This window comes from Variovorax sp. J31P207, assembly GCF_030316965.1.
Classification (GTDB): Bacteria; Pseudomonadota; Gammaproteobacteria; order Burkholderiales; family Burkholderiaceae_C; genus Variovorax; species Variovorax ginsengisoli_B.
This window is the reverse complement of sequence record NZ_JASZYN010000004.1, coordinates 584,474-604,301: the sequence shown is the minus strand read 5'-3', so window position 1 is coordinate 604,301 and position 19,828 is coordinate 584,474. Positions and strand designations below refer to the sequence as shown.

General features: G+C 65.7%; 21 protein-coding genes. 8 read left to right on the top strand and 13 right to left on the bottom strand.

Annotated features, from left to right (window positions below; genetic code table 11):
- Positions 1–44: 44 nt before the first annotated feature.
- Entirely contained in the window at positions 45–1,025 is a 981-nt protein-coding gene (locus QTI68_RS17495; RefSeq protein WP_286523069.1) for a Bug family tripartite tricarboxylate transporter substrate binding protein, read from the top strand.
- Here QTI68_RS17495 and hisC read toward each other — a convergent pair.
- Positions 1,022–2,104, bottom strand: a complete 1,083-nt coding sequence (gene hisC / locus QTI68_RS17490) for a histidinol-phosphate transaminase (protein ID WP_286523068.1) — start codon at positions 2,102–2,104, stop codon at positions 1,022–1,024. The two genes, QTI68_RS17495 and hisC, sit on opposite strands and share 4 nt — an antisense overlap.
- 6 nt (positions 2,105–2,110) lie before the next feature.
- Between hisC and QTI68_RS17485 the strand changes: the two genes are divergently transcribed.
- On the top strand, positions 2,111–3,139 hold the full coding sequence (locus tag QTI68_RS17485) for a LysR family transcriptional regulator (RefSeq protein WP_286523066.1): 1,029 nt from the start codon (positions 2,111–2,113) through the stop codon (positions 3,137–3,139).
- On the opposite strand, the gene QTI68_RS17480 is transcribed toward QTI68_RS17485, so the two are convergent.
- The 9 genes from QTI68_RS17480 to QTI68_RS17440 all read right to left on the bottom strand — a co-directional run bounded on the left by QTI68_RS17480 (position 3,126) and on the right by QTI68_RS17440 (position 11,762).
- The gene (locus QTI68_RS17480; RefSeq protein ID WP_286523063.1) at positions 3,126–4,151 is read right to left on the bottom strand and encodes a Bug family tripartite tricarboxylate transporter substrate binding protein; all 1,026 of its coding nucleotides are present in this window, start codon (positions 4,149–4,151) and stop codon (positions 3,126–3,128) included. The two genes, QTI68_RS17485 and QTI68_RS17480, sit on opposite strands and share 14 nt — an antisense overlap.
- A 58-nt stretch (positions 4,152–4,209) precedes the next feature.
- Positions 4,210–5,178, bottom strand: coding sequence for a Bug family tripartite tricarboxylate transporter substrate binding protein (locus QTI68_RS17475; protein ID WP_286523062.1), 969 nt, complete (start codon positions 5,176–5,178; stop codon positions 4,210–4,212).
- A gap of 35 nt (positions 5,179–5,213) precedes the next feature.
- On the bottom strand, positions 5,214–5,933 hold the full coding sequence (locus QTI68_RS17470) for a class II aldolase/adducin family protein (protein ID WP_286523060.1): 720 nt from the start codon (positions 5,931–5,933) through the stop codon (positions 5,214–5,216).
- 18 nt (positions 5,934–5,951) lie between these two features.
- Positions 5,952–7,646 (bottom strand): FAD-dependent oxidoreductase, encoded by a 1,695-nt coding sequence (locus tag QTI68_RS17465; RefSeq protein ID WP_286523058.1) that lies wholly within the window; start codon positions 7,644–7,646, stop codon positions 5,952–5,954.
- Positions 7,647–7,760: 114 nt separating this feature from the next.
- On the bottom strand, positions 7,761–7,934 hold the full coding sequence (locus QTI68_RS17460) for a hypothetical protein (RefSeq protein WP_286523057.1): 174 nt from the start codon (positions 7,932–7,934) through the stop codon (positions 7,761–7,763).
- A 14-nt stretch (positions 7,935–7,948) separates the two neighbouring features.
- A complete protein-coding gene (locus QTI68_RS17455) occupies positions 7,949–8,527 on the bottom strand; it encodes a 3-phenylpropionate/cinnamic acid dioxygenase subunit beta (protein ID WP_286523056.1) in 579 nt (192 codons plus the stop codon).
- Between the two features lie 21 nt (positions 8,528–8,548).
- Positions 8,549–9,352, bottom strand: a complete 804-nt coding sequence (locus QTI68_RS17450; protein ID WP_286523054.1) for an SDR family NAD(P)-dependent oxidoreductase — start codon at positions 9,350–9,352, stop codon at positions 8,549–8,551.
- Positions 9,349–10,716, bottom strand: a complete 1,368-nt coding sequence (locus tag QTI68_RS17445) for an aromatic ring-hydroxylating oxygenase subunit alpha (RefSeq protein WP_286523053.1) — start codon at positions 10,714–10,716, stop codon at positions 9,349–9,351. Before QTI68_RS17445 ends, QTI68_RS17450 begins: the two co-directional genes overlap by 4 nt.
- A 38-nt stretch (positions 10,717–10,754) precedes the next feature.
- Positions 10,755–11,762, bottom strand: coding sequence for a 2Fe-2S iron-sulfur cluster-binding protein (locus QTI68_RS17440; protein WP_286523052.1), 1,008 nt, complete (start codon positions 11,760–11,762; stop codon positions 10,755–10,757).
- Positions 11,763–11,880: 118 nt separating this feature from the next.
- Between QTI68_RS17440 and QTI68_RS17435 the strand changes: the two genes are divergently transcribed.
- From QTI68_RS17435 to QTI68_RS17410, 6 genes are all read left to right on the top strand, one after another.
- On the top strand, positions 11,881–12,654 hold the full coding sequence (locus tag QTI68_RS17435; RefSeq protein ID WP_286523051.1) for an IclR family transcriptional regulator: 774 nt from the start codon (positions 11,881–11,883) through the stop codon (positions 12,652–12,654).
- 157 nt (positions 12,655–12,811) lie between these two features.
- A complete protein-coding gene (locus QTI68_RS17430) occupies positions 12,812–13,813 on the top strand; it encodes a Bug family tripartite tricarboxylate transporter substrate binding protein (protein WP_286523050.1) in 1,002 nt (333 codons plus the stop codon).
- Between the two features lie 17 nt (positions 13,814–13,830).
- Entirely contained in the window at positions 13,831–14,808 is a 978-nt protein-coding gene (locus tag QTI68_RS17425; protein WP_286523049.1) for a Bug family tripartite tricarboxylate transporter substrate binding protein, read from the top strand.
- A gap of 299 nt (positions 14,809–15,107) precedes the next feature.
- Entirely contained in the window at positions 15,108–15,563 is a 456-nt protein-coding gene (locus QTI68_RS17420) for a YbaN family protein (RefSeq protein WP_503011710.1), read from the top strand.
- A gap of 102 nt (positions 15,564–15,665) precedes the next feature.
- Positions 15,666–15,971, top strand: coding sequence for a hypothetical protein (locus QTI68_RS17415; protein WP_286523048.1), 306 nt, complete (start codon positions 15,666–15,668; stop codon positions 15,969–15,971).
- A gap of 218 nt (positions 15,972–16,189) precedes the next feature.
- Positions 16,190–17,878, top strand: a complete 1,689-nt coding sequence (locus QTI68_RS17410; RefSeq protein ID WP_286523046.1) for a M30 family zinc metallopeptidase — start codon at positions 16,190–16,192, stop codon at positions 17,876–17,878.
- 18 nt (positions 17,879–17,896) lie between these two features.
- Here the strand turns inward: QTI68_RS17410 and QTI68_RS17405 are convergent, their stop codons facing one another.
- The 3 genes from QTI68_RS17405 to QTI68_RS17395 all read right to left on the bottom strand — a co-directional run bounded on the left by QTI68_RS17405 (position 17,897) and on the right by QTI68_RS17395 (position 19,679).
- Positions 17,897–18,274, bottom strand: a complete 378-nt coding sequence (locus QTI68_RS17405; RefSeq protein WP_286523044.1) for a ribbon-helix-helix domain-containing protein — start codon at positions 18,272–18,274, stop codon at positions 17,897–17,899.
- A gap of 39 nt (positions 18,275–18,313) precedes the next feature.
- The gene (locus QTI68_RS17400; RefSeq protein WP_286523043.1) at positions 18,314–18,892 is read right to left on the bottom strand and encodes a DJ-1/PfpI family protein; all 579 of its coding nucleotides are present in this window, start codon (positions 18,890–18,892) and stop codon (positions 18,314–18,316) included.
- 91 nt (positions 18,893–18,983) lie between these two features.
- Positions 18,984–19,679, bottom strand: coding sequence for a FadR/GntR family transcriptional regulator (locus QTI68_RS17395; RefSeq protein WP_286523041.1), 696 nt, complete (start codon positions 19,677–19,679; stop codon positions 18,984–18,986).
- Positions 19,680–19,828 lie beyond the last annotated feature (149 nt).

Genomic DNA, 19,828 nt, shown 5'->3' with positions numbered 1-19,828 from the left:
GCAGTTCCCGGCATCGACCGTCGGCCTGCAACAGAGACATTTTCATGAACAGACGCAAAGCAATCATCCGACTGGCAGGCTCCGTCGCCGCAGCCACGGCGGCGGCCAACGTATGGGCCCAGGGAGACAAGCCGATCACGCTCGTGGTGCCCTATGCCCCGGGCGGCACGACCGACTTGCTCGGGCGCATCCTGGCCAAGGAGATGGCTCCTCTTCTGGGCACCACCATCATCGTCGAGAACAAGCCGGGCGCGGGCAGTGGCCTGGGGGCGACCTATGTCGCACGCGCCCCGGCGGATGGCCGCACCCTGCTCGTGGCGACAAGCACCACGCTGGCGATCAATCCGTGGCTCTACAAGCGCCTGGGCTACGACCCGGTCAAGGATTTCGCGCCCATCGGCATGATCGGCTCCGTACCGCTGGTCGCGGTGGTGAACGCGTCGGTGCCGGTTGGATCGATCGCGGAACTGATCGCCCTGTCGAAAGCCCAGGCGGGCAAGTTGAGCTATGGGTCGGCCGGAAGCGGCAGTCCTCAGCACCTCGCCGTCGAGATGTTCAAGTCTGCCACCGGCGCCGATCTGACCCACGTTCCCTATCGCGGCAGCGCGCTCGCGATGACCGACCTGCTCGGGGGGCAGATCCAGTTGATGTTCAGCGACATCCCACCGGCGCTTGCGCATGTGCGCGGGGATCGTCTGCGGGCGTTGGGCGTCACCTCGCCCAAGCGGCAGATCGCGATGCCCGAGGTGCCGACGATCGCAGAGTCTGGCGCTGCCGGCACCAAGGACTTCCAGGCAGTCGCCTGGCAAAGCCTCGTTGCACCGACGGGAACGCCGCCGGAGCTGATCGCAAGGTTCGCGGCCGCCCTCGAGAAAGTCATGAAGCAGCCGCAGGTCCAGGAGCGCCTTGCCGCCGAGGGTGTCGAGGCGGCAACGCTGCCGCCGCAGCAACTCGCCGTGTACGTGAAGTCCGAGACCACGCGTTGGGGCGCGGTCGTGAAGGCGTCCGGCGCGACGATGGACTAAAGCACCGTGAGAATCCTCTCGATCTCGGCCGGCGTGCCGATGCTGATGCGAACCCAATCGGCCAAGCCGTAGGCCGTGACCGGGCGCACGATCAGGCCTTGCTGCTCCAGCTTGGTGGCGAACGCGGCCCCGCCGCCGACGTCGGCCAGGATGAAGTTGGTGTGAGACCCGATGCATCGATACCCCTTCGCGCCCAGGCCGCCGATGAGCGCGCTGCGGCCCTGGTCGGTCATCGCAACGGTCTGTTCGATGAACTCGACATCGTCGAGCGCCGCTATCGCGGCCACCTGCGCGGCGTCGGAAATCGTGAACGGCGACCGGACCCTGCGCATCACATCCGAGAGGCCCGATTGAGCGATTCCATAGCCGATGCGCAATCCCGCGAGGCCATAGGCCTTGGAGAACGTCCGAGTGACCACGAGATTGGGATGCCGGCGCACCCACGCCACCGAATCGCCACGAAGATCGGCAGGCATGAACTCGAAGTACGCCTCGTCCAGCAGCACGACGACGTGTGCGGGTACGCGGTCCAGGAATGCCGCGAGCGCGTCGGGATCGACCACGGTGCCGGTCGGATTGCCGGGATTGGCGATGTAGACAAGGGCCGTCGATGGCTGGATCGCGTCGGCGAGGCCCTCGAGGTCGACGCGGAAATCGGGCGATGGCACCACGGTCGACGTTGCCCCCAGTTTATGTGCGGCGTTCACATAGGCCTGGAACGAATACTGCGAGTACGCCGTCGAGCGCCCGGGCTGCAGCAAGGTCGAGGCCAGGTTGCCGAGTACGCTCTCGGAACCGGCGCCCACCACGATCCAGTCGCGGGGAACATCATGGAACGCGGCGATCGCGTCGGAAAGCGCTGCACAGTCGCTGTCCGGATAGCGGGAAAGATCGATCGCGGCGTGCGACAGCGCGGCCAGCGCCTTCGGACTGGCGCCCAGGGGGTTCTCGTTCGATGCGAGCTTGACGATGCGGTCCTGTGCGATGCCCGAGCGAGCCGCTACCGCGGAAATCGGAAGACCTGGAACGTAGGGCTTGAGCGCGGCGACGTGCGCCGGATAGGAAATCGGTGAGTTCATCGTGCAATGGTCTTTCAGATCGATATACATTGGCTAGCGCACCTCGCGCTTCGCGATCGCCTTTGGCGATCAGGATCCACGACCTACCCTAGTGCCATGCGACTGCAGCAACTTCGCGATCTTCTGGCCGTGGTGTCCCACGGCGGCTACCGGGCGGCGGCTCGTGCCCTGGACGTCTCGCAGGCCGGCCTGACCAAGAGCGTCGCGAAACTGGAAGAGGAGCACGACATCGTCCTGATCGAGCGCACCTCGCAAGGCGTCGCGCTGAGCGCCGCGGGCGAGGAGTTCGTCTCCTACGCGCGTGCCGTCCTCCAGGAGGCGGACCGGGCGGAGGCGTGGCTCAACCGCGACAGGCGGCCGGTGCCCAAGCAGGTCAAGGTCGGCGCTTCGGTCGAGCCTTCGCTCAGGCTCGTGCCTTCGGTGTTGAAGGACTTCCGCAATGCATTTCCGAAGACGACCATCCACCTGACGCAGCGCTCTTCGAGCGAGCTCGTTGCGGCCGTGCTCGACAACCGGCTGGATTTCGCGGTGATGAGGCTCCCGCAGGACGTGGTCCCGGACGACCTGCAGGTACAGCCGCTCTACTCGACCGCCGCAGCCATCATGGCGCGCCGCGGGCATCCCCTCCGGGACGCCACGACCGTGAGCGAATTGGTGGATTCGCACTGGATCGTGGTTGGCGATCCTGCGCGCCCCGGGCATCAGGACGAGAGCATCCAGGAACTCTTCCTGCAGCATCGTCTGGGTCGGCCCCGATTTGCCGCCGTTTCCGATTCGGTGTTCGGTGCCATTTCGATGCTGCTCGAGTCGGACTGCGTCGCGCGGCTGCCCGCGCAATTGCTGCGGCATCCGCTCACTGCGGGCAGCCTGATCGAGATCCCGGTGCGCGAGCAGTCGATGCTGGTCTACCAGATCGGCATCGTGTCGAAGGCGACCCGCCGGCTCAGCCCGGAGGCGGCCCAGCTGGTCGCGATGCTGCGTTCCTACGCTCGCCTGACAGGGGTCCTCGAACTGGACGGCGTCAGTCGGGCTTGAAGCCGGAATCCCTCACCACAGGCGCCCACTGCTGAAGCTCGGCGGCCTGCAGCCGGGTGAAGTCCGCCGAGTCGAGGTAGGCGGTCTGGAGCACCAGCTTGTTGAGCTTTTCCTTCACCTCCGGGTTGGCCATCGCCTTCGCCATCGCCTGGTCGATCCGGGCGACCACCGGCGCCGGCGTCTTCGCGGGCAGGAAGGCGCCGAACCAGCCTTCGACCGGGGCCATCCTGATGCCTTGCTCGGCAAGCGTCGGAATATCCGGTGCCAGCGCGTAGCGCTTGTCGCTGAAGATGCCGAGCACGCGGATCTTGCCGCCACGCTGTTGCTCGATCTGGTCGACGAGTGCGTCGATCGCCACCGGCAGATGGCCGCCGATCAGATCGGTGACCAGGGGTGCGCCGCCCTTGTAGGCAATGTGCGTCCACTCGATGCCCGTCGTCTTGCCGAATTCCAGCCCGGCGAAGTGCGCGAGACCGCCGGCGCCCGAGGTTCCGTAGTTCGCTTCCTTCGAGCCCTTCATCGCCGCGACGAGCTGGGGTGCTGTCTTGAACGGGCTCGTGGCGGGCACCGCGAGGCCCATCGGAAAGCTCGACAGGCGCGACAAGGGGATGAAGTCTTCCATCACCTTGTAGTCGAGCTGCCCCTCGTACACGAGTGACTGGATGGTGGTCAGAGCATTGGGCGCGATGAGGATCACGCTGCCGTCCGCGGGCGATCGCTTGAGCTGCGACGCCGCGATCCGGCCTCCGGCGCCCGGCCTGTTGTCGACGACCACCGTGGCCTTCAGTTGCTCCTGCAGCGGCTGCGCGATGAGACGCGCAAGTGTATCGGCGCTTCCGCCCGGCGGGTACGGAACGACGAGCTTGATCGTCGGGGGAAGCGCCTGGGCATGCGACACGCCAGCCAGGGCGACGAGGGAGAGACCACAGGCAAGCAGAGCGCGCCGAGCAGAGTTGGGCATGACGACTTTCATTGAGTTGAACCTTCGAGATGCTGTCGGCAACCGGCGCAAACGCCTAACCGATATCCCGAATCGCGATTCCTTTTGGTGATCGGATTTCGAGTGCGGACTACTTTTGCGGCTGCTTGGGCAGGCCGGCGATCACGGTTGCCCAGCGCCTGGACTCCGCCTTGATGAAGGTCTCGAAGGGCTTGGGCCCGAGGTAGGCCGGCTCCGCCGACAGGTTCAGGATCTGGGCCTGCACCTCGGGCTTCTCCAACACCGTCTGGATGCCCTTCGCGAGCTTGTCGCTGACATCGGCCGGCAGTCCGTGCGGGGCAAACATGCCCATCCAGGCAGGCGCGGCGTAGCCGGGGACGGACTCGGAGATGCTTGGAATGTCCGGCGCCAGCTTCGAGCGGTTCGGGCTCGTGACGCCCAGTGCCTTCACGGTGCCCGACTTCAGATGCCCGGCGACGGAGGTGAGGTCGACCATGGCAACCGGAACCTGTCCGCCAATGACATCGGTCACTGCCGGCGCGCTGCCGCGGTACGGAACCGCGGGCAGCCTGGTCTGCGTGGTGCTCGCGAGCAGTTCGGCCGAAAGGTGGTGTGCGGTGTACTGGCCCGCGTTGCCCAGGGGTACCTCGGTGGTCTTCGCTGCGTTGAGCAACGACTGCAGGTTGCTGTAGCCTGAATTCGCGCCCGAGACGAGCACCAGCGGAATGTCGGCGAGCTTCGCCAGTGGCTGAAGCTGCTTTTCCGGATTCAGGGGTGGCGCATCGGGCAGGTGCGGACCGATGACGATCGCTCCCGTGGCACCCATGCCGATGGTGTAGCCGTCCGGATTTGCCTTGGCGACCAGAAGCAGGCCGGTTGCGCCACCGGCGCCGGGCCTGTTGTCGACGATGACCGACTGGCCGAGCACCTGCCCCAACTCGCGTGCCACCACCCGCGCAATGCCATCGGCCGATCCACCCGCCGCGAAGGGCGCGATGATCGTGACCGGTCTGGAAGGGAAGCCTTGTGCGTGTGCGCCAAGGACCACGGTGGCCAGGCCGATCGCACACAGAAATTGTCGGGCAAGGGAAGGGGGCACGGTTGTCTCCGTTGATTGTTGGAATGGGGGATCGGTCAGAACGAGATGCCGGCGCGCCTGAGCATCGTGTCGAAGATGACGCGGTGGACTTCGCCCTTGCCGGCGACGCGGGTCTCGGGCACGGTGCGCAGGATGGCCTCGGGGATCGACCGGTTCGGTCCGCTCGCGGCATCCGACGCGAGCTGGATCTCGCAGGCGCGCTGCAGGACCCACAGGCGGTTGAAGGTGGTCGGTATGTCCGGGCCGACCACCAGCAGGCCGTGGTTGCGCAGGATCAGGTGATTGCGCTTGCCCAGCGACTTGACGAGGCGCGGCTGCTCCTCGAGATTGGTCGTCACGCCCTCGTAGTCGTGATAGGCCACGTCGTCGTACAGCATGGCGCTGTAGAAGTTGTCGTGGCGCAGTCCCGATTCCTTGGAAGCCACCGCGCAACCCGCCGTCGTGTGGACGTGCATGATGCAGTGCGCATCGTCGCGCGCGGAATGGATCGCGCTGTGGATGACGAAGCCGGCGCGGTTCACCTGTCCGGTGCTCCCGGCACGCGGCGCACCATCGACATCGATGCGCACGAGGTTGTCGGGCGTGACTTCGGCGTAGTGCAGGCCGAACGGATTGATCAGGTACTCGGGCTTTTCCCCCGGCGGCGTGGGCACGCGCACCGTGATGTGGTTGAAGATCAATTCCGTCCAGCCGAGCCAGTCGAACAACCGGTAACAGGCGGCGAGGTCTTTGCGGATCTTGGCTTCTGATTCCATCGTGAGCTTTCGTGGTGACTACGACTTGAGTCCGCCGAGGCAGGCTGCGTGGGCGTCGGGCGGGTCGGTGAAGCAGCCGCGCACGCGGTCGACAAGGGCGAGGGCGTCCTCCGGCGCGCGGTCGCCGCGCCATGCGACATGCTGGTCCGGCCGCGAAAGCACCAGCGCGTGGCGATAGGCGTCGGGCACCTCGTCGCACCGCACATCGAGCACGGTCAGCGGCAGGCCCCTGCGGGCAGCGGCCTCCTGAAGCGGACGGACATCGGCCGTCGCGTCGAAGCGCAGCAGCGTGTATTCCGGCCCCATGGCGTCGTAGAGCGATCGACCGTCGGCCAGCCAGAAGTGCGGCGTGCGGCATCCCGGCGCGGTGGATGGCGTGAACTGGTCCATCGCATACGAGGGCGCAGCCTCGCCGTCGTAGGCGATCAGCGGCGACGCGTCGTAGTAGTAGCCGAAGTTGAGGCCAGCGCAGCAATACTGCTTGACGTTGAGGTCGTACAGCGCCCGTCCGGCGACGCTGCGGGCTGCCTCGCCGGCGGGGCCGGGTGCCTCGATGCCGGCCGGCACACCTTCACGCTCCTTCTGGAGTGCGATGGCGTGATTCATCGCGAACCTGGACACCTGCTCGGTGATCGGCTGGCGCTCGGCTTCGTAGGCGCTGAGCACGCCTTCTTCGGCCCATCCGTTCAGGCGCGCAGCCAATTGCCACGACAGGTTCATCGCGTCGGCAATGCCGGCATTCATGCCGTAGCCCGCCATCGGCACCCACAGGTGCGATGCGTCCCCACAGATGAAGACGCGGCGATCGCGGAACTTGTCGGCGACGAGACGGCGGCCGATCCAGTCTTCCTTGGAGAGGATCTCGTACTTGAAGTCCTCACCCACGCCGAGGATGGTGCGAATCGCCCAGTCGCGGTCGACGGAGTCGAACTCCAGTTCGTCGGAGCGCAGGTAGTTGTGCAGCAGGAAGGTCTCGCGGCCGTCGATCGCGTAGACATTGCCGCTGCGGCGCGGATTGAGCGAGAAAGTGGCCCAGGCCGGCGTGTTCCCGGTGCGCGACAGCAGATCGGGTGCGCGGAAGTAGGTCGACTGCACACGGCCCACGACATCGGTGCCGGAGAGCTTGGCGCCGATCGCCTTGCGTACCGCGGAGCGGCCGCCGTCGCAGCCGATCATGTACTGGCTGAAGATCCGGACTTCTTCCCCGGAATCGAGGTCGACGCCCTTGGCGTTCACGCCGTGCTCGTCCTGCGTGAACGCGTCGATGCGCGTGCGGCTGAGGATCGTGACGCCCTGGGTGGCCTCGGCGTGGGCGAACAGCACCGGCTCCAGGTAGATCTGGTTGATGCGGTGCGGTGGTTCCGCGGTGGGCCACCAGCCGTCCGGGCCGCTCTTGTCGGTGTAGCGGCTCGCGCGCGAAGGGATGTGGATGCGTGAGAGTTCTTCGCCCGTGAAGGTCGTGCGGTACGACACGTCGTTGGCATGATCGGCAGGCAGGCCCGACTCGCGCATGGCCTTCGAGACGCCCAGGCGGCGGAAGATCTCCATGGTGCGCGACGAGACGTGATTGCACTTGACGCTTGGCGCCTCGCCGCGGTGCCGTGTCTCGGCCACGATGACGGAAATGCCTCGCTGCGCCAGGTCGGTGGCCAGCGTCAAGCCGACCGGCCCGCCTCCGACGATCAGTACTTGCGTCTCGATGTTCTTGGTCATGCTCTGTTCCGGATGGGGGGTGGTATTTCCGTGATTAGAGTCAAAGCAGCGTCGAAAGAAAAATCAATCTTTCACAGGCGATTCATCAGAAGGTCTTATTCACCCGGGCTCCAGCTATTGCTTCACCAACTCCACCATCTCCTCGCAGTGCACGAGTTCTTCCTCGCCGCTCTCGGGAAGGCGCAGTTGCAGCCAGATGCCGTCGCCGATGTTGTCGACGACCTCGGCCACCGTGCCGTTCTTCAGGCGGATGCTTTGTCCGACCTGGACGTTCATGAGATTGAGCATGTCGAGGTCCTCGCTCAGAAGAAGATGCTGAGGTTCTTCGCCAGAAGAACGTTCTGGTGGATGCGGATCTCGCGCTGGCAGAGCTTCCAGCCCTCGGCGGTCCGGCGCATGCGATCCTTGCGGTCGCCGACGAAGAAGTACTGCTCGTACTCGCAACGGTTCTGGTAGGTGAGGAAGCGGCTGGAGACATCCACTTCGAACTCGCCGTCGTCGTTGGTGCGCATGGCCGTGAGCTGGACGTTGCTCACGAGGCGGCTGACGCGCGACAGCGGCTCCTCGGCCCAATGCACGCCGGTCAGGATCTGCTCGGCGCGCTTGGTCAGGGTCCACTTGCCCTCGTTGAACCAGCTCATCTGCTTTTCGCGCGTCGTGAGTTCGCGGCTGGCGTGCTCGCCGAACTTGACGTTGTATTCCATCGGCATGAAGTACTCGAGGTCGTCGGCCAGCGTGTCCAGCCATTCCTTGAACTGCCGGTCGTCCAGCAAGTTCGCCTCGTCGTAGAGGAACTCCTCGATTTCGCGCTTGACTTCGTGGTACTTGGCATCGCGCGGAAGACGGGCCTGCGCGACGAGGGGTTCTGCGAGTTCAGACATGATTTCTCCTGGATGTGGGGCTCAATGCGTGGGGGAATGAGAAGGGACCGGGCCGCCCTGGTGGGCGAAGCACCCGACGTCGATGACGGTCCCCGAGATGGCGGCGGCGTCGTCGGACAGCAGGAACGCGACGGCGTTGGCAAGATCGCGCCCGGTGGCGGGCCGGCCGGCCACGGTGCCCGGCGCCGGCCTGCTCTTGAAGACATCGACATCGCCGCCTGTGCGGCCGACGCTCATGCCGGAGACGATGCCGCCGCCACCGGGAATCGCCACGTTCACGCGCACGTGGTCGTGGAAGTGGTCGTAGGCCATCGCGGTGCTGAGCGCGACGATCGCCCCCTTGCTGGCGCTGTAGATCGCCATGTTCGGCTTGCCGTAGCCGGCGCCGGAACCGATGTTGACGATCGAGCCGCCACCCGCCTTGATCATGTGCGGCAACGCGGCGCGCGACATCAGGTACGTGCCTTTCAGGTTCACGTCCACGATGCGGTCGAAGGTCTTCTCATCGGTGCTCAGGATCGTGCCCAGCGGACCGATGGCCGCGTTGTTGACCAGCCCGTCGATCACGCCGTACTTGCCGGCGGTGTGCTCGACGACGCGCTGCACATCGGCGGCGTCGGAGACGTCGGCTTCGAGCACGTCGGCCTTGCAGCCTGCGGCTTCGAGCTCTGCGAGCAGGCTGTCGAAGCCCTGTGCGGTGCTGGAGACCTGGGGTTGGGCGAGGCCGAGGGCCACGACCCGATGCCCGCGGCGGGCCAGTTCGACGGTGATCGACTGGCCCAGGCCGAAGGTGCCGCCGGTGACGATGACGACACCCATGCTCATGCGGCGAAGCTCGCCGGCTCCTTGTCCTTGCGTCCGAGCAACGTGTCCCAATCGGCGCCGTTCATGTAGTCGCGCCAGCGGCGGTAGAACTGGCGGGGGTTCTCCTCGCTCACCTGCAGGCTCACGTTGCCGGCCACCGGCCCGCTGGTCTGGACCTTGCCGAGCGATTGCTGGTAGTTGTAGGGGTAGCGCTTGGCGATGACGCCGCGGCTGCCGGCGGTGGCGTAGTTCCAGTTCTCCATGTCGTCCTGCTCGGTCATGCCAGCGGGGCCCGAGTAGCGCATGTAGTAGGTGCGCAGGAAGTCCTTCACTTCCTGCGGCGCGTCCGCATCCACGAGGAAGAAGCGCCAGGCCTCGGTCGACTCCGGGCCGTGCGGATGCCACACGCACAGGTTGCGCGGCTGGTTGCCGTGAAAGGAGACGTTCGGATAGATGGTGCCGACGAAGGGCACGAGCCGGTGCCGCTCGTCGCCCAGCCGTTCCTTGCGCCTGGCATGCGCCTCGCGGAAGTATTCCGCGATGACCGGGTTGTTCTGATAGGTGTCCAGGAACTCCCAGGTCTCCGGCATGATGGCGCTGTGCACGCCGTGGCCGGCCGGGAAGTTCACCCACAGATGCCTGGCCTTCTCCAGCTCGTTGTCGCGCCGTCCCTTGGCGCCCGCTTCGGCTGACGGGCCGATGCCGATCATGTCGACCGAGCGGTGGCTCACGTTGTGATAGGTGTCGCCGAGGAAGTTCTCCGCCGCGAATTTCCAGTTGCACGGGATGATCCACTTGTGCACGCCGATGAGCACTTCAGAGCCGCCTTCGCGGCCGTCGCGGCAATCGAGCGCAAGGTCCAGATGCAGCTTCGCGTCGCCGAGGTAGGTCATGAGGTCGGGCGCATCCTTGTCCCAGCTGGCCCAGACGGTGCCCTTGTAGATCTCCATCTTGGGCACTTCGATCAGCGACCAGTCGTCCTTGTCCAGGCAGCCCTCGTAGAGGTTCTTGAACTGCGGCACGCCGAAGAGCTTGCCCTCGGTGGTGTAGCTCCAGCTGTGGTACGGGCAGGTGAAGAGCTGGGTGTTGCCGTGGTCGTACTGGCACACCTTCATGCCGCGATGGCGGCACGAGTTGAGGAAGACGTGGACCTTTTTCTTCTTGTCTCGCGCGAGGATGACCGACTCGGCCCCCATCCGCGAGGTGAAGAAGTCGCCGGGGTTCGGGACCTGGCTTTCGTGGCCCACGAAGAGCCAGGCGCGCGTGAAGACCTTTTCCAGTTCCTCCTCGAAGACTTCCTTGCTGGAGAAGATCTCGCGACTGATCTCGCCCTTGCGCAGGTTGATCATCGCGTTGTATCGGGATTCGGTAGTGATCGGAATCATGGGGTCTCTCGGTTGAGGGTTGAGCGAGGGCGGGGAATTCAGGCGAAGCGTTCGCAGAGCACGTCGTGGCGGGGCAGACCGGCCGCTTCCGCGGCCTTGCGGCCGGCTTCGACCATGGGGGGCGGTCCGCACAGGTACACGCGAGTGGTCGGGTCGAGGCCGAGATCGGCGATCAGGTCGGTCGCGTAGCCGTGGTGGCATTGGGCGTCGGCATCCTGCTCCACCGCGAGCTTGACCTGCACATTCGGCGAGGCCTGGCGAAGGGCGTGGAGCTCGTCGAGCGCGAACAGATGGCCGGGCGTGCGGGCGCCAATCAGGAAAGTGGTCGGATGCGCGCGTGCCTTCTCGCTCATGCTGCGCAGCATCGAGAGAAAAGGCGCTACGCCGGTTCCGCCAGCGACGAAAAGGCGAGGGCGCTCTTCGTCGCGCAGGAAGAAGGTGCCATGGGGGACGCTCAGTTCGACCTTGTCACCCGCCCCGGCAGAGGCCAGCCAGTTGGAGAACGCGCCATCCGGCACCAGCCGGATGAAGAACTCGAGGTGGTTGCTGCCAGGCACATTGGCCATCGAGTACGAGCGGGAAATGTCCGTGCCCTCGGGCTGGATGCGCACGTACTGGCCGGGCTCGAACTGAACGCCGTCGGGGATCGAGACTTCGAGCAGCATGGTTTCGCTCGCGACCTGGCGCACCGCGACGACCTCGCCGGGAATCGGCGGCGCCTCTTCCGCGAGCGCTTCGGTGGACTCATAAGGGAACTCCACCGCACATGCACCCGTCACGCGGCACACGCAGGGCAGCACGGCGCCCGAGTCCCTGTCATCGTCCGGAAGGACGGAAGCGTCGTAGTCCTCCATCTCGACCGTGCCCGACAGCAGCTGCGCGGTGCAGGTACCGCACTGGCCGTTGGAGCAATCGGTCAGGAGATTCAGGCCGGCTTCGCTCGCCGCCTCGACGATCTTCTTGCCGCAGGGCACGTCCAGGCGGTGCGCGACACCATCGGAAAACAGCAGCGTCACGGGGATGGTTGAACTCATCGTGGTCTCCAAGTGGTGTCCATTGAGTGGACCATGAATCCATTCTATGGACTTCAATTGATTTGAGTCAACCTGTCCGTGTAGTGGACAATCGGGCCTCGACCCTTTGCAAGCTTTTGGAGACGTTCCCTTGGCAACCACAGAGAAAAACGACAACGTGCGCGCCGTCGGTCGCGCGCTGGAGATCCTGCTGGCCTTCACGCCGCAGGATTTCGAACTGACGCCGTCCGAGCTGCTCAAGCGCGTGGACCTTTCGCGCCCGACGCTCTACCGGCTGCTCTACACCCTGGAAGAAAACGGCTTCCTCGTGTCGGTCGGCGAGCCGCAGCGGTTCCGCCTCGGGCCTGCCGTGGCGAGGCTGGCCCATGTGTGGACATCGAGCCTCGATCTCGCGGCGCTAGCCGAACCGGTGCTGCGCCGCATCTGGCAGACGACGAACGAGACGGTCGCCATGTTCCTGCCGCAACGCGAACTGCGCCTGTGCGTCGCCGAGTTGCCGAGCCCGCAGCCGCTGAACTTCAAGCGGGGCGTGGGCTACACCGAGCGCATCGTCCGTGGCGCCACCGGGCGCGCGATCCTCGCGTACATGGGATCGAGCGATGACGAACTGCGCGCCTTCGCGCAAGGCACCAACATCAACGTGAAGGAGTTGCAGAACGAACTCGCGCAGACACGCAAGCGTGGCTATGCGAGCAGTCACAGCGAACTCATTCCCGGTGCCGTGGCGGTGGCGGTGCCCTTCTTCGACCGGCATGCCGCGGTGGCCGGCTCGCTCGGTGTATTCGGTCCGGAAGTCCGGCTGGATGCTCCGCGGCTGAAGCACATCGCCAAGCTGCTCCAGGAAGAGTCGAAGAATCTTTCGGCGATGCTGGGCTACGGAAGCGCCGACATGCCTGCCAAGTAGGCTCGATCGGCGGATCGCTGGATTGTCCGCCAGACGGACTCAATGATCAAAATTTGACGCGGATCAAAGGTTGTCCATAAAATGGACTCGTGATCCGAGGTGTGGACTCGGATCGCAGCCACGTCGAACCCACCGACCGATCACGGAGACACCGCCCATGCACACGCCATCGGCCCGCTCGCGCAGGTTCGCCCTGCGCGCACTCAGCGCCGCCTTCGCCGCCACCCTCATCTCGTTCGCGCCCCAGCACGCTTCTGCGCAGGACTACCCTGACAAGCCCGTCAAGATCGTTGTCGGATTCGCGCCCGGCGGCACCAACGACATCCTCGCGCGCCTGCTGGCTGCCAAGCTGCAGGACAAGCTGAAGCAGACCTTCATCGTGGAGAACAAGGCCGGCGCGAACTCCGCGATCGGCAACGACTTCGTCGCCAAGGCGCAGCCCGACGGCTACACGCTGCTCGTGTCGTCCAGCGGCGGACTGACCACCAATCCGATCCTGATGAAGAACCTGCCGTACGACCCGGTGAAGGACTACGAGCCGATCGCGCTGCTGGGCTCGTTCCCGCTCGTCGTGACGGTTTCGTCTTCGCTGCCCGTGAAGAACTTTGCCAACCTCGTGGCGTTCTCCAGGACGACGAAGGACGGCAAGCTGGACAACGGCACGCCGACGACTTCGTTCGTGCTCGTGGCGGAGACGATCTCCGCCGTCTCGGGCGTGAAGTTCAATCACATCCTCTACCGCGGCTCCGGTCCAGTGGTCTCCGGCGTGCTTGGCGGCGAGATCCAGACGGGTGTGCTCGACAGCCCCGCGGTGATCCAGCAGGTCAAGGGCGGCAAGCTCAAGGCACTGGCGGTGACCACGGCCAAGCGCTCCGCCGCGCTGCCCGATGTGCCCACCATCGCCGAACTGGGCTACCCGGGCTACGACGCGCCGATCTGGACCGCGTTGATGGCGCCCAAGGGCACGCCCGCGCCGGTGCTCGGCAAGCTGCGCAGCGCGGTCGGCGAGATCCTGAAAGACAAGGACATGATCGAGAAGATGCATGCGCTCGGCATGGATCCGGGCGACGCCGATGCCGCCGCGCTGTCCAGGCGCATCGCAACCGACATCGCCCGCTGGGGGCAGGTCGCGAAGGCCGCGAACATCCAGTCCGAATAATGGCCGGGGACACTGTCATGACCAGACGGAACGCAGCCGCAATGGCAATGGGACTTCTGCTGGGATCCACCCTCGCATCGAGCGTAGGTGCCGAGGAGTGGGCCCCGACCAGGCCCATCAAGATCGTGGTGCCGATCGTCGGCAGCACCAACGATGCGTTGGCGCGCCTCCTCGCGCCGAAGCTGCAGGAGGCCCTGGGCCAGCCTGTGGTGGTCGAGAACAAGCCAGGTGCAGGCGGCAATATCGGCGCCGACTTCGTCGCCAAGGCGCCGCCTGACGGGCACACGCTTCTGGTCGGCTACAACGGACCGTTGGCGATCAACAAGTCGTTGTTCGACAACATGCCTTTCGATCCTCAGAAGGATCTGGCGCCGATCACCCTCGCGGTGAAGTCACCCCAGTATCTCGTAGCGGGTCCGGCGGCGGACTTCAGCACCGCGAAGGAGTTCATCGCCATGGCCAAGGCGAATCCGGCCAGGTACTCCTATGCCTCGGTCTCGATGGGCAGCGCATCGCACCTGACGATGGAAATGTTCAAGGCCGCCGCGAACATCAAGGTCACGCATGTGCCGTACAAGGGTGCGACGCCGGCGATCACCGATCTGCTCGGCGGCAATGTGCACATCGCGTTCATGGTGCCGGGGAACGTCCAGCAGTTCGTGGCCCAGGGTAGGTTGAAGCTTCTTGCCACCACCGGTGACAAGCGGTTCCCGAGCGCACCTGCCGTTCCGACGCTCATCGAACTCGGCTATCCGACCATGGAAGCGACCGGCTGGGTCGGCCTGCTCGCGCCGGCTGCAACGCCCAAACCGATCATCGAGCGCTATCACCGCGAGCTGGTGAAGATTCTGAAATCGCCGGACATCACGTCCCGCCTGCGCGACATGGAGTTCGAAGTGGTGGCGAGCACGCCGGAGCAGTTCCGTGACTGGATCGCCGCCGAGTCCGGCAAATGGGGAGCGGCGGTCAAGGCCACTGGCGCCAAGGCTGAATAGTCTTGGGGGGCAGCGAAATGGGTGCTGACCGTGGGCACCTCGCGCCATGAAAAAAGCCCGCTCGAGGCGGGCTTTCAGGAATGTGGCCGTGGGCACTTACGCGGCCCACGTTACGGCAAATGTTCACTTGCGGAAGTCACCTGTAGTTTTTCTCGTCGTGGTGGCTTCGACGCGCCGGCGTGAGATGCGGCTTGCCTGCGCAGGCAACCGAAAGAGGCCAGGGCATTTCGGGGAGGGCGGATTATAGCAGAGTCGGCTTGGGGTTAAGCTCGGGCTTCGATCAATGGCCGGAGGTGCGGGTGAAAGAGGGCAGGCAGGACAGCGAGGACGGGCCGCTGGGCCACTCCCGGGGCGAGTCCGGACGGCTGCTGAAGCTGCTCTGGCTGGCCGCCGGCTGGCTGAGCCTGGCGGTCGGTTTCATCGGCATCTTCCTGCCGCTGCTGCCAACCGTTCCCTTCGTCCTGCTCGCGGCCTTCTGCTTTTCGCGCGGCAGTGCGCGCTGCGAGCGCTGGTTGCTCGGGCATCCGCGCTTCGGGCCCTGGATCGAGGACTGGCGCGCGCACCGCGCGGTGCCGCTGCGCGCCAAGCAGTTGGCCACCGCGATGATGGCCGTCGGCTCGGTGGTGGCCGGTATCCAGTTGCCGCCGGCCTGGTGCTGGGTACCGGCGGCGTGCTGCGCGGCGGTCGCAGCCTGGCTCTGGCGGCTGCCGACCAAGGGCGCGACCGCTCCCACAGACGCTGCAAAGCCACCCTGACAGCGGAAAAAAGGCGCATTTCCAGGGGGAATGAGGAGAAGGCGCATGGAGTCCAAGTAGAGGGGCTTGTAACCAAAAGTGTTATTAGTCATAATGCCTTACATGCACTCCACCCGCTCATCCCAATTGCAATGGTCCACCAAGGGACTGCTGGGCATTCTCCGGGCCACCCGGGGGGCGCCCGCGCCGCGTTCCGCCCGAACGGTGGAAGATCCGCCGGAGCCCTTGAGTGCCGAGGAGTTGAGCGAGGTCGCCAAGAACTGGCGCAGCCGCTCAGGCCAGGACGAGGGTCGGGCGGACACCGTCGCCCAGGCGCTCGAATCGTTGGCGGAGCAGCGCCGGGCGGCCGCCGCACGCAGCCGCGCCCAGATCGTCGGCCAGCGTATCTCCGCGTTCATGAAGATCTGACCCGAAGGGGTCAGCCCATTCCTTTGCTCTTCCTGCCTGGCCACGCCGCGTGAACCAACGCCGGCGCAAATAAGAAGTCCTCCTCACTGTAGTTTTCCGTTCGACGGTCGATATCCAGTTGCAACCCTGGATATCGAGCGCCGACGTGGCGTCCGGTCCTCGGGCTGTGCGGGGTGGAAGCGTTCCTCCTCGCAGAACCGTGCAACGAGGAGTAGAAGATGCGCTGCAGATCACGGGCGGAATCGCCGTGGAGCGCGGCCGCCATGCTGGCGGTCGCCATGTCCCTGTCCGCCTGCGGTGGTGGCGGTGGCGGGGGCGGTGGCGGCATCGCGATGCCGGTCGCGGCCGCGCCGCCCGCGAAGCCCGCGGATGGCGCACCGGTTTCGACCTCCTGCAGTTCCTGCAGCCAAGTGGAAGTCGCCACCTTTTCAGGTTCGGGGACCAGCATCTGGCAAGGCGTCAACAAGTCGCAGGTCTCGGCGGACGTGCCGGTGTCGATTTCGGGCCTCGACGGCCAGACCGTGACGCTGGTGCTGACCAACGAGAGTGCGGCCGACCAGTCGATGAGCGGCCTGGTCGTGCGATCGAACAGCGAACGCAGCAGCGTGGCCAGCAAGGCGGTCGTGCAGGCTGACGATGGCGCCGAAGCGCAGAACATGGCGATCGGCGAGTTCAATCGGGCCGGCTTCGACAAGCTGCTCGGTGCGCCGTCGAAGGACTCGATGGCGCTGTCGAAGTCGGTGGCGGCTTCCCCGCCCTTTGCCGTCGCCGACCAGCGCCTGATCTACCTGTACGACCATTCGCAGCGAACCGTGAAGCTGGTGACCCAGCGCAGCGCGAGCGACGGCACCATGGTCAACCTCTGGGTCGAGGTCAGCGAACTGAGCTCGTCGCGCATCACGGCCGAGCTGGCCCAGCGCATGGAAGACAAGTTCGCCGCGCCGGGCGGCATCTACGACCTGCTGGTGCGCACCGGTGGTCCGCTGTGGGGGGAGCATCCCTATGGCGAGCTGATCGCGGGCAGCGGCCAGCCGGTGGACATCTTCCTGGTCAACTTCGACGGCAACGGCAAGCCCTACGGCACCATCGGCTATTTCTGGGGCATGAACAACTTCAAGAAGGACGCCGGCGACCGGACCTGGAGCAATGAATCGCTGAGCCTCTACCTCGATACCGAGTCGCTCTATCTCGACGGTGAAGCCGGCGTGAAGCAGATCGCGACGACGATGGCACACGAGGGCATGCACATGCAGAACTTCTATCGCCGCAGCGTGAAGATGGGTTCGAAATACGCCTTCGCCACCTGGCTGGAAGAAATGTCGGCACTGATGATGGAGGATTGGGCCAGCTTCAATATCGACCCCAGCCACAACGCGATTCGCGACTCGCGCTTTCCGTACTACCTGGCCTACAACGGCGCCGGCAGCTACAACTGCATGCTGTCCGAGTGGACGCCGATGGGCGCCAACTGCGAGAGCTATGCGCTGACCGGCTCGTTCGGCGGTTTCCTGAATCGCCAGCTGGGCCTCGACTTCTACAAGTCGCTGCTCAACAGCACGGGCATCGAGGACTCGACCGCCATCCTCGAGGCCGCCATCAAGTCGAAGCGTCCGGACTCGGGCACGGGGCAGGAACTGCGCCGGTTCTCGGCCACCGCGGCCGGTGTCATTCCGCTCGGCGCGGGCCTGGCCGAGTACAGCATGCCGGCTCGCAGCGAAGGCGGCTTCAGCCTGCCGGCGATCGACCCGTCGAGCCTCGGCCGCGACAAGCGGGCCCTGCCGCAGGCGGTGCCGGACTGGTTGCGCAAGACGGGCAGCTTTCCGGTGGCGCGCCCCAACGTCAAGGGCACCTACACCGAGACGGTGCGCGTGCCGGCCGGAACCACGCTGTCGGTGGTGGTCAACTAGGGGGACGCCGGGCGCGGGTCAGATCGCGGCCCCGACCCGGACCGGCCGGCCCCAGCCGCGCGGCAGCGCATGCAGCACCGCCCGCGCATCCAGCGAGGCGATCGCCACCCCGGTGTCGGCCGGGATCCGGCCCTGGGCCAGCAGCGCTTCATAACGAAGCGCGCAGACCCGCAGGAAGGACGCGAAGTTGCCGACTTCGCCGCGCGCGGCGACCAGCTCGTCGTAGAGCTTCTCGATCAGCTGCACCACGCCCATGCCGTCGCGCCCGGCGATCTCCTCGAGCACCTGCCAGAACAGGTTCTCGAGCCGGATGCTGGTGACCACGCCGTGCAGGCGGATCGAGCGGGTGCGGCTGTCGTAGCTTTGCGGGTCGGCGCTGATGAACACTTCGCACATGGCCATCTCCTGGTGGTGCGGGTATCGACTGTAGTGCCCTCAGCCCTCGATGCGGGTGCCGAGCACCCGAAGGAACTGGGCGATCCAGGCCGGATGCGCGGGCCAGGCGGGCGCGCTGACCAGGTTGCGATCGGTCACGGCCTGGTCGACCGGGATGTTCATGTACTCGGCACCGGCGAGTTCGACCTCGGGCTGGCAGGCCGGATAGGCCGAGACCTTGCGGCCCTTCAGCAGTCCGGTGACCGCCAGCAGCTGGGCGCCGTGGCAGACCGAAGCCACTGGCTTGTCGGTGGCCAGGAAGTGCCGCGCGATCTCGACCACGCGGGCGTTCAGGCGCAGGTATTCGGGGGCGCGGCCGCCGGGGATCACCAGGGCGTCGTAGGCCTCGGGCCGGACGTCCGAGAAATTCGCATTGAGCGTGAAGCGGTGGCCCGGCTTCTCGCTGTAGGTCTGGGCGCCCTCGAAGTCGTGGATCGCGGTGTGGACCCAGTCGCCGGCCTTCTTGTCGGGCGCGACGGCGTGCACCGTGTGGCCCACCGCCTGCAGCGCCTGGAACGGCACCATGGTTTCGTAGTCCTCGGCGTAGTCGCCGCAGAGCATGAGGATCTTGCGCGTCATCGTTTGTCTCCATCAGGGATTCTGGAGACGCCATTGTTGGGAAGGTCAGGCTGCCGGTGGTAGCAATCGGCTGTGATCCTGCGGTCGGGCGCTACGAACCCAGCAGGTTGCGGCGCACGTGCAGCAGGTGGTCCCGGGTGCAGGCCACGGCCCGCGCCAGGTCGCGGTCGGTCAGCGCACCGACCAGCTGGCGGTGTTCGACCTGGTAGGAGCGGCGCCGCTCCGGCGTCAGGCTGTGGCGCTTGAGCGCACCCCAGTCGTCCTGGGCGCGCGCCTGGTTGATCAGCTGGAAGATGTGGGTGACGAGCGAGTTGTGGGCGGCCAGTGCGATGGTTTCGTGCAGTTGACCGTCCCAGAGCTCGAACGCTTCCATGCTGTCCGCGGCCTCCGCCATGTCGCAGCAATGCGTCATCTTCGCGAAGTCGCTCTGGGAGGCGTTGCGGATGATCATCTCGACGATGCTCGGCTCGATGGCGAGCCGGGCCTCCATGAGTTCGGCGGGGCTGACCGAACCCGAAGCGTTCGCCAGGGTCGCGGCCGCTTCAAGGGGCGAACCGTGGCCCAGGCTGTCCGGCGCGAAGTCTTCGCTGACGTAGGTGCCGCTGCCGACGGTCTGGGTGATGAGCCCCGCCGCCTTGAGCTGCGCCAGCACGCGGCGCACGGTCGAGCGGCCGATCCCGAATGATTCGCTGAGCTGGCGCTCGGTGTCGATCCGGTGCCCCTGGCGCCATTCGCCGGACTTGAGCTTGCCCAGGATTGCGTCCCTCAATACCGCCGCGTGGTCCATCGTTGTTCCCTTGAATCGGCGAAATCATACCAATTACGCCCAATTATTTGAGTGTCTTATCAATGAATCTCGTCGAAATGTAAGACCAATTTGGTTCTAAAATCAACCAATCGAGTCGAATTGGGTCGACTCACTGAACCAATTGGAGT

What these genes read in the sequence shown, in the direction of transcription:
- QTI68_RS17495 (WP_286523069.1), top strand. Translation starts at nt 45, where the DNA reads ATGAACAGACGCAAAGCAATCATCCGACTGGCAGGCTCCGTCGCCGCA.
- QTI68_RS17455 (WP_286523056.1), bottom strand. Translation starts at nt 8,527, where the DNA reads ATGTCTGAACTCGCAGAACCCCTCGTCGCGCAGGCCCGTCTTCCGCGC.
- QTI68_RS17450 (WP_286523054.1), bottom strand. Translation starts at nt 9,352, where the DNA reads ATGAGCATGGGTGTCGTCATCGTCACCGGCGGCACCTTCGGCCTGGGC.
- QTI68_RS17460 (WP_286523057.1), bottom strand. Translation starts at nt 7,934, where the DNA reads ATGCTCAATCTCATGAACGTCCAGGTCGGACAAAGCATCCGCCTGAAG.
- QTI68_RS17425 (WP_286523049.1), top strand. Translation starts at nt 13,831, where the DNA reads ATGACCAGACGGAACGCAGCCGCAATGGCAATGGGACTTCTGCTGGGA.
- QTI68_RS17470 (WP_286523060.1), bottom strand. Translation starts at nt 5,933, where the DNA reads ATGGAATCAGAAGCCAAGATCCGCAAAGACCTCGCCGCCTGTTACCGG.
- QTI68_RS17415 (WP_286523048.1), top strand. Translation starts at nt 15,666, where the DNA reads ATGCACTCCACCCGCTCATCCCAATTGCAATGGTCCACCAAGGGACTG.
- QTI68_RS17445 (WP_286523053.1), bottom strand. Translation starts at nt 10,716, where the DNA reads ATGATTCCGATCACTACCGAATCCCGATACAACGCGATGATCAACCTG.
- QTI68_RS17430 (WP_286523050.1), top strand. Translation starts at nt 12,812, where the DNA reads ATGCACACGCCATCGGCCCGCTCGCGCAGGTTCGCCCTGCGCGCACTC.
- QTI68_RS17405 (WP_286523044.1), bottom strand. Translation starts at nt 18,274, where the DNA reads ATGTGCGAAGTGTTCATCAGCGCCGACCCGCAAAGCTACGACAGCCGC.
- QTI68_RS17465 (WP_286523058.1), bottom strand. Translation starts at nt 7,646, where the DNA reads ATGACCAAGAACATCGAGACGCAAGTACTGATCGTCGGAGGCGGGCCG.
- hisC (WP_286523068.1), bottom strand. Translation starts at nt 2,104, where the DNA reads ATGAACTCACCGATTTCCTATCCGGCGCACGTCGCCGCGCTCAAGCCC.
- QTI68_RS17395 (WP_286523041.1), bottom strand. Translation starts at nt 19,679, where the DNA reads ATGGACCACGCGGCGGTATTGAGGGACGCAATCCTGGGCAAGCTCAAG.
- QTI68_RS17485 (WP_286523066.1), top strand. Translation starts at nt 2,111, where the DNA reads ATGGTCTTTCAGATCGATATACATTGGCTAGCGCACCTCGCGCTTCGC.
- QTI68_RS17410 (WP_286523046.1), top strand. Translation starts at nt 16,190, where the DNA reads ATGCGCTGCAGATCACGGGCGGAATCGCCGTGGAGCGCGGCCGCCATG.
- QTI68_RS17400 (WP_286523043.1), bottom strand. Translation starts at nt 18,892, where the DNA reads ATGACGCGCAAGATCCTCATGCTCTGCGGCGACTACGCCGAGGACTAC.